Source organism: Phycisphaerae bacterium (assembly GCA_012729815.1).
Lineage (GTDB): Bacteria > Planctomycetota > Phycisphaerae > JAAYCJ01 > JAAYCJ01 > JAAYCJ01.
In genome coordinates this window covers 57,098-65,414 of record JAAYCJ010000014.1, presented here as the reverse complement: position 1 = coordinate 65,414, position 8,317 = coordinate 57,098, and the positions used below count along the sequence as shown (strand labels likewise).

Here is an 8,317-nt window from a genome sequence, read left to right as displayed (position 1 = left end):
TACGACGTGTTCACTCCGTGCAGCCGGTTCGCCCGGTGCAATACGGCGGCCAACGTGCAGCGACACTTCAACCGGACGGGGACGCCGTGGGAGGTGTTTTTTCTTGAAGACATTGCGCGAGCGCCGAGACGGCGGGCGTACCTGTTTCTCAACACGTTCGCCGTGGAGGCCGAGCAGCGGGAGTTCATCGAGACGCAGCTCAAGCGCAACGGCAACGTGCTGATCTGGCTGTACGGGGCGGGGCTGTATGAGGATTACCATCCCTCGCTGGAGCACATCCGGCGGCTGACCGGGTTGGAGGTGGCGTGGGACTTTGCGTGGCACGAGATCGACATCGCGTTGAGCCATTTCGACCATCCGATCACGGCTGGGCTGCGCGGCGTGGATCTGGGCGATTTCGGGACGACGGTTCAGGACGATCCGGGAACGCAGGGCGATCTGGCGCGGGTTTGTCCGCAGTTTCGCATGACCGATCCGCGGGCGACGATTCTTGGGGTCAACCGCCCTACCGGCCAAGCGGCGATGGCGGCGGGGGACTTTGGCGACTGGAAGAGCGTGGTGGTGTGCGGGCCGATGCTGCCCGACCCGGTTCTTCGCGGCATCCTCGGGTGGGCGGGGATCAGGCCCGTTCTCGATACCGACGATTGCCTGTACACCAACGGCGATTTTGTGGGCATCCACGCCAAGACCACCGGCGAGAAGACGATCAGCCTTCCGGCTGAGTTTCGGGTCACGGACCTTTTCAGCGACAAGACGTACGGTTCGCGAGAGGGCCGGGTGCGGATTCCGATGGAGCGGGCGGAGACGTTTGTCGGGCGGATTTATCGGCGCTGACGGCGAAGCGGCTCAGGCCTCCAGCCGCGCTATCGCCCAGTCGAAGGCATCGCCGTCGGCCAGGGGCGAGTCGTGATCGCCGCTAGGGATTTCGCGGTAGATGAAGTTGGGGCGTCCGGCCATCGCGTTGGCCAGACGCTGGGACTGATCGACGGGGATGATCGCGTCATCGGCGCCGTGGGCCAGGTAGACGGGCATGGTCAGTTTTGAGGCGTGCTTGAGCGGCGAATGGCGGTGGTAGAGGTCGGCGTGGTCGCCGTAGGATTCTTCGATGGCGTCGGCGATCTCGTGAACGACGCCGCCCTGCTGGGTTCGGCACCACCGGCGGTACGAAGCCGGGTCGGACGCTGCGCCCAATGCAACCGCTGCGGCCACGTCGTCGGGATGCAGGACGGCGTAGATCAGGTTGCCGGTTCCGCCCATCGAGCCGCTGAAGAAGAGGAACCGTTTGACGCGATACTGGTTGCGGGTCCAGGCCAGCAGTTCGTGCAGATCGGCAGCGGCGGCTGGGCCCATCCAGGCGTTGTCGCGGAGGTTGGGGGTGAGGATGCCGACACGGTGTTGGAGAAACCGGCTTAGCCACCAGTCGCGGATGTCGGGCCGGGTGTAGAGCTGATCGCCGTGCGACCCATGGCCGTGGAGGCAGACGACCCACAGCTCGGCCCGCTCGGACGGTCGGACGAGGGTCCAGTCGGCGTACCCGTCCTTCGGGCTGCGGTAATCAACCCGCAGGACCTCCGGAAAGCCATCTAATCCGGCGTGCGTCATCCGTTCGATCCGCATCGAGACCATCCTGTTCGAATATTCGCGAAATCCGTTACGGTATCGATGGTAAGAGAGGATAGCCAAGGATGCGTCGGGAGGCAAGAACGTGACGACCATCAGTCGGCAAATGGGTTTCACCCTGATTGAACTTCTCGTGGTGGTGGCGATCATCGCCATTCTGGCCGCCTTGCTGCTGCCGGCGTTGAGCGAGGCCCGGGCGAGCGCGGGGCAATCGGCGTGCCTGAGCAATCTGCGGCAGATCGGGCTGGCGTTGGGCATGTACGCTGAGAAGTGGGTTGTTTATCCGATCTCGGTGACGGGCAAGCAGACGAGTTGGGATGAGTACCTGCACGATCCGAACATGGCCCTGCGGGACGATTTGGGCTTTGCGGTCGCCCTGCTGCCCTACCACCACATCAAGGAGGTCTACGACTGTCCGGTGCTGGTGCGGCTGGACTGCGATATCAGCTACTGCTATAACTGGCTGGCGGGCAACGACGGGGTGGCGTACATGGGCGGCGAGCGGAACGTGTTGCGGCCGGACCAGGTGCTCTACACCGACCGTTTCGTGTTGCTCAACGATCAGCCGATCAAGACCACCTCCGGCAACGGCATGTACAGGGACATCGACCCATCGGACGAATGGGGCGGAGCCGATTGGGACCCCAACGGCCGGGGCGCGCTGTGGTATTATCAGAACGCAGCGGCCAAGGGCCCCCACCGCGACGGGCACGATATCCTGTTCGGCGACGGCCACGCCAGGTGGTTTGTTGACTGGCAGCCGGGACAGATGACGCGAAACCCCGAGGATTGACCTGCAATTTCTGCAGGGATTCCTGCGCCGTTTCTATTGCCGGTCTTGGAGGGCCGTTTTTTCGCCCCCGAATTGTTGTGGTATCTTTATCATGCAGTGGGACTTTTCCCGCTGCGGATGTTTGAAAACTGCATAGCCCACACCGACCAGACCCGGACCGATCACGGCTCCAGGTCCACCCGCACCGCGTGTTCGCCGGGCGTGATCGGGATGCGGTTGGACGGCCGTTGCGATCCGTCGACGGTGACCCTGGCGAGGCGGCCGCGCCCGCGAATCTCGATGTTCCAGGTCGAGTCGCCTACCCGCAGGTTCTTCAGGTCGACCCGGTCCCACGCCGCGGGCAGGTGCGGGTCGATGGTGAGGCTGTCGTAGCCGACCTGGACGCCCACGAAGGATTCGATCAGCGTCTGGTTGTGCAGCCCGCAGGTCACCGCGTAGGGCACGGAGGTGATCGGGAAGGTCAGGTCCGTGTCGATCCACTCGCCGATCGTCAGGAAGCGGCAGGTGCGTCCCTTCTCGCTCAGCGTGAAGCGTTCGTAGAGTCGATCGAGGCGGACTTCGAGAAAGTCGGCGAAGGCCTGCTCGGTCTGCCCGAGCAGGATCTGGGCGCCCGCGAAGGTGGGGATGGACCACCACGCCTGCCAGTATCCTCCGTTCTGGACCCGGCCGGCCTCGTAGGTAGCTGCGCCCTTGGCGTCGGTATAGACCGGTTCCCACGGCGGATCGGCGAATTTCATGCCGTAAGGGGTCAGGAGCCGCTGGCGCACGGTCTTCAGCGCCGTTTCGCCTCGCGCCCCCTCGGCCACGCCCCAGACCACCGCCATGAGCGTACTCCAGGAGATCGTCTTTTGCGTGAAGCGCTGGCGGTCGTCCTCGCCCTTGCCGACCGGTTCGGTGGCCAAGCCGATTCGATAGTGGCCCTGCTCCTCGATCCACGCCTTCTCGTTGATCGCATGTTTGAGCTGCTCGCCTTCGGCCCGCAGTTCGGCTGCGCAGTCGGCCTTTCCGAGCCATTCGGCCAACTCGGCCAGGTCGAGCAGCGCCTTGTAGACGAGAAGCGACATGAAGGTCTGCGGGCAGTGGCCAAAGCCGCACGGCCAGTCGAGGGAGTCGAAGACGAAATCGCCGTCGGGCACCACGAGCCCTTCTCGCACGAGATCCCGGTAGACGCTCAGTGCCTGCTGGAACGAGGGGAACAGCTCGGCGGCCAGGCTCTTGTCCTGCGTGAGCTTGAGCAGATGGCAGTAGGCTGTGATGTAGCAGAAGCATCCGCCGATGGCCAGGCCCGGTCGTTCCCGCCAGGACGGCCCCTCGGTCCAGAGCGGCAGGTCGGGGATGAACCCGTCGGCGTGCTGGAATCGGCGGAACATGTCCATGCCCTCGCGGAACGCGGCGATGTCATTGGCGTAGGCGTAGCCCATGGCGGTGAAGAACATATCCCCGCAGAGCCAGTTGTGGTAATGGGGAGCGGGCACAAAGCTGCGTTTGGCGCCGCAGTGGTGTTCGTTGAGTTTGATGAAGACGTTGTTGAGGTTGAACTGGGCGTTGATCACCGGGTCGGGCGTGGTGAGTTTGACGCCGTTGGCCAGCGACTCGCCGTAGAATCGCGACGTTCGTTCGAGCGCTCCGTCCGCGTCGGCGAGGGTTTGCCGGATCGCTGGGAGGTCGCGCTGCTCCTGATGACCGAAGGCGAACGTCAATCGCGCTTTGCTCCCGGCTGGTATCCGCAGCTCATGGCGCAGGGCACAGAAGCTGTCGTCGCTGTGCGTCTCGCCGGTGAGTTCGAAGCTCTTGTCCATGTCCGCTGCGCGGAGCGGCCGATGACCGCCGATCGGGGTTTCGAAGCTGAACTTCGTCCGGTCCAGGGTCCAACCGGCGGGCGTCGGTCCGGCAAGAAAGCCAAGGCCGGGATTTCGCGAATCCGAGACGCAGACGACGGCTCCGTCATCCGAGACGTCGAGGCGGTCGTCGTGCGGCGGATTGAGCTTACGGCCGGCGTCCGAATAGTCGTTGGTGGCGTCTTCGGTGAACCCCTTGGCCGCCCACGGGGCGGGATGGAACTCGAAATCCGCGGCCAGGACCGCAGCCAGCGATCGCTCCTGACCGGTGTGGTTGGCCGCTTCAAGGGTCAGGTAGAGTAGCGGTGCCTCGGCGTCGGGATAGACCTTGATCTCGACGGCCAGGCCATTGGTTCGCCCGGTCAGGCGAAGGACGTTGGCCCCGTAGAAGGTCTCCAGATCGTCGAGCGCCTCCGGCAGACTTCCGCGCCGGCCGCCCGCGTCCAGGTAGAGCCCGAACCGCTTGAGGATCCGCATCCAGATCTGGAGGTTCACCAGGTAGGCGTAGCCATCGAGGCTCGTGGGAACGAGTGCCCAACACCGGTTGCCGCAGAGCGGCAGGTAGGTGGGGTGCTTGGGGTCGATGATCGCAAGCTCCGACGTTGCGTCGATCCAGTGAAAGTCCGTCATGGCCTACCTCGAACCAGAGGGAGAGTTTTCGGGGATTGTGCCCTCATCCATCGCGGTCGGCAAGGGAAATCAGCGGCGATTTGCGTCGAAGTAGGTCCAGTAGCAGAAATACTGCGGCCACCAGTACGGCCCGGCTGAGCACTCGGGTCCCATGGGCACGAAGGCCACGCCGCCGTCGGCGTAGGCGACGTTCCATCCGCCGACGGGATTGTAGCCGAAGGCGGGAAACGCGGAGGTCCGGGGGTGGGCGCTCCACGAGTAGCTGTAGCAGAAGACATCGGCGAGGATGGCGGCGCTGCCCAGGTCGCTGAGGCGGAAGGTGTGAATCCGCGGCGGAGAGGCCATATTCCATCCCGATCCGTCGGGCGGGTACGGGATGCGTTCCTCATAGGTGCACTGGGCGAAACCGCCGGGCGTGGCGAAGCCCTGTTCGATGCCGCTGGCCGACCTGTCGGCCCCGTCGTAGCTGGGGCAAAAGAGGGTCGCGGCGGAGAGTTTTTCGCGGGTGTAGAGCTCGTAGATCAGGCAGCCGAAATCGCGCGGGTAGGGCAACATGCCGTCGCCGCCCCAGGTCGATCCGACGCACAGGCCGATGTTCTGGCCGATAAAGCCGCTTGGGATGACGTCGTCGCTGTCGCCGGCGTACATGACCGTTGCGACGGCCATCTGGTGAAGGTTGGACCCGCAGGCGGTGCGGCGGGCCATTTCGCGGGCCTCGGAGAGCGCGGGCAGCAGCAGCGAGACCAGCACGGCGATGATCGCGACCACCACGAGCAGTTCAATGAGCGTAAACGATCTGGTTTTTGCGATTTTCATCGTGCACCTCTAGGGAACCGGAACCAGGTATATCGGTTCGTCAGCGGCTTTGACGGTGACCTTGCCGGCGACCGGCTCGACGGTCTGCTTGACGCCGTAGATGTCGCAGGGGAAGACCTGGACGTCGCCGGTGTCGATCGTCACGTCGCTTTCGCGGAGGGCGTTCCAGCAGATCCAGAGCGGTTTTTCACCGGCGAGGCGATAGACGCGGGCGCCGTTGTCGGCGTAGGACCAATCGACCTGGCGGCGGTCGGCGACGGTCGCGGTCATGAAGCGGTAGGCGTGCCATGACGGCTTGGGCGAACCGTCGACCCGCACCAGGCCCATGTTCATGGCCTGGTCGGACTTGGGTTCGGCGAAGTCGTTCCAGCCCAGGTACGTGACGAAGCTGCACTGGTGAGCGAGGGCCTGGACGTGGAGTTTGACGACCTTGGCGGCCTGGTCCTTCTCGGTGACGAACCACGCGTTGACCGGATGGCCGGTGGCGGGGTCCCAGGTGGGAAAGCCGGTCTCGTTGATGGCGACGGCCAGGTCGGGCCGGCCGGCCCGGGCACAGGCGTCGCCAAGGGCGAAGAGCTGGCTGTCGAGGGCCTCATCGACCGCGTAGGGATGGATCAGGACGATATCGAGCACCTTGTCGGCCCCGCGCTTCAGGCAGGCCTCGGTATAGCCGATCTGGGGCGAGGTGAACCCGCCGGTGGCGAAGGCGATCTGCGACTTGTGCTCCTTGACCATTTTGCCGACGCGGCACAGCAGTTCGGCGTAGCCCGGCAGCGTCCATTGAACGTGGGTGTTGGGCTCGTTGGCCACCTCGATGATCCGGATGGCCGGACCGGCCTGTTCGAGGCATTGGGCCACCCATTTTTCGTAGCCCGGCCAGCCGGCTTCGAGGTTCTGCTCGTCGCCTTCGCGGTCGCTGGCCGGCGGCGTGCCGTCGAGGCACATTTCGAACGCCATGCCCAGTTGCTGGGCCAAGCCCTGCTGGTGCTCGTTCAGGGCTGCTGAGCCCTGACGCTGCCAGTAGACGCCGGCCTCCTTCATGTCCTTGCCGTACTGGTGGAGGTACATCGGGAAGCAGGTGAACATGCCCCAGAACGACCCGTCGAGGACACGGCGTTTGGACTGGTCGAAGGCGGGTTTTTCGATCTGGCGGACGCGCACGTCGTCGAGCCAGGCTTTGCCCGGCCCGCCGAGGACGAAGAAGCTCAGGTTCAGGTTGTACTGCGAGTTGGGGGCCTGAAAGACCGCCGAAGCGTCGGTCCAGCCGTTGTCGCCCACGAGGTGTTCGGAGTCGACCGACCCGCTGCCGTTGCCGCCGATCCAGTACTCGAGGTTCAGGTGGCAGCCCTGGCCCCGAAGGCCTTCGGTGCGGATCTTGCCGTCGGCCCGGTACCATCGGCCGGGCACGAGCTGTTTGGTGTCCAACTGCATGACCACCGCGCTGATCTGGTTGATTTGGTGGTGGACCTCGACGACCTGCTTGCCGTCCGGAGCGCTGGGATCGGCGACGATGCTGGAGGCGTCGGTGGTGGCCTCGGGCACGCCCCAGGCCACGGCCCGCCAGCGGCCGGCCATTTCCTTTTGCAGGGCTGGGTCTTCGGCCATGGCTTCGGTGGTGACGTTTCCGGCGAGGGTTTCGTTTTCGAAGGAGGTCCGGTAGATCGTCTTGGCCCATGCCGAGGAAGCCGACATCAGCATCATTAAAGCCGTCGCAATGGTCAAGTACCGCATCAATGAGTGTCCTTTCAATACTACCGTGTGCAGGCTCGGAGTCTTTTCCTGTTCAGAACACAAACCCAACTCGAGTGAAAACAAGATGCAAGTCCTTCCACCGTTGTTCTATTCTCCCACCACATCCCAGTGGCGCCAGAAGGTGTAGTGCGACCACCAGACACCGATGCTCGGGTCGGACAGGTACTCGTCGAGTTGCCTGAACCTGACGCTGCCGTCGCCGAAGCAGACGTTCCACCCGCCGGTCCGCTCCAGTTCTCTTGCCCGCGGGTGGGCGCTGAAGGCGTAGTTGTCGCAGTAGACATCCGCGATCATGGCCTTGTCGGCCAGGTACTCGGCTTTGAAGAAGTCGACCCGAGCACGACCCGGATCGAAGACGGTGTTGCCGGCGGCGTCGAGGCAGGTTTCCACGCGTTCGGCGTAGGAGGTGAGCGTCCATCCGGGGCTGTCGGGATGGCCGCTGAGCCGCCATTCGAAGTTTTCGGGAGTGTACGTCGTCACCGCCCCGGCCGCCGTGGCGGTCGGGCAGTAGAAGATTCGCGGCGGGAACCTGCCGTCCTTCCAGAGCCGGTAGATCAGGGGGGCAGGCGGCCCCTTGGGAACGGAGACGAACCAGGGGTATTCGGGAATCACGGTGAATCCGATGCTCGAGCCCACGAAGCCGCTGGGCACCCAACCGCCGTTGTCGGCGGCGTAGAGGGCCGCTCCGATTCCCATCTGGTGCAGGTTGGCACCGCAGGCGGCTTTTCGCGCCGCTTCGCGGGCGGCGGTCATCGCCGGCAGCAGGATCGCCACCAGTACGGCGATGATGGCCACCACGACCAGCAGTTCGATGAGGGTAAAGGCATCAGAGAGTCTGAACCGGCATCGGCGCATGTTGTTCATGGCG

At 64.5% G+C, this 8,317-nt stretch carries 7 protein-coding genes; 2 read left to right on the top strand and 5 right to left on the bottom strand.

What is annotated here, in order from left to right; genetic code table 11:
- A partial coding sequence (locus GXY33_00975) for a hypothetical protein (protein NLX03693.1) occupies positions 1-834 on the top strand: 834 nt, incomplete at its 5' end.
- 12 nt (positions 835-846) lie between these two features.
- On the opposite strand, the gene GXY33_00970 is transcribed toward GXY33_00975, so the two are convergent.
- Positions 847-1,617, bottom strand: coding sequence for a hypothetical protein (locus GXY33_00970; protein NLX03692.1), 771 nt, complete (start codon positions 1,615-1,617; stop codon positions 847-849).
- A gap of 88 nt (positions 1,618-1,705) precedes the next feature.
- Between GXY33_00970 and GXY33_00965 the strand changes: the two genes are divergently transcribed.
- Entirely contained in the window at positions 1,706-2,413 is a 708-nt protein-coding gene (locus tag GXY33_00965) for a DUF1559 domain-containing protein (GenBank protein ID NLX03691.1), read from the top strand.
- A gap of 161 nt (positions 2,414-2,574) precedes the next feature.
- Here the strand turns inward: GXY33_00965 and GXY33_00960 are convergent, their stop codons facing one another.
- The 4 genes from GXY33_00960 to GXY33_00945 form a co-directional block, all read right to left on the bottom strand.
- On the bottom strand, positions 2,575-4,881 hold the full coding sequence (locus GXY33_00960; GenBank protein ID NLX03690.1) for a hypothetical protein: 2,307 nt from the start codon (positions 4,879-4,881) through the stop codon (positions 2,575-2,577).
- Between the two features lie 69 nt (positions 4,882-4,950).
- The gene (locus GXY33_00955) at positions 4,951-5,697 is read right to left on the bottom strand and encodes a DUF1559 domain-containing protein (GenBank protein NLX03689.1); all 747 of its coding nucleotides are present in this window, start codon (positions 5,695-5,697) and stop codon (positions 4,951-4,953) included.
- Between the two features lie 9 nt (positions 5,698-5,706).
- Positions 5,707-7,428, bottom strand: coding sequence for a hypothetical protein (locus GXY33_00950; protein ID NLX03688.1), 1,722 nt, complete (start codon positions 7,426-7,428; stop codon positions 5,707-5,709).
- Positions 7,429-7,536: 108 nt separating this feature from the next.
- Positions 7,537-8,313 (bottom strand): DUF1559 domain-containing protein, encoded by a 777-nt coding sequence (locus GXY33_00945; protein ID NLX03687.1) that lies wholly within the window; start codon positions 8,311-8,313, stop codon positions 7,537-7,539.
- Positions 8,314-8,317: the final 4 nt, after the last annotated feature.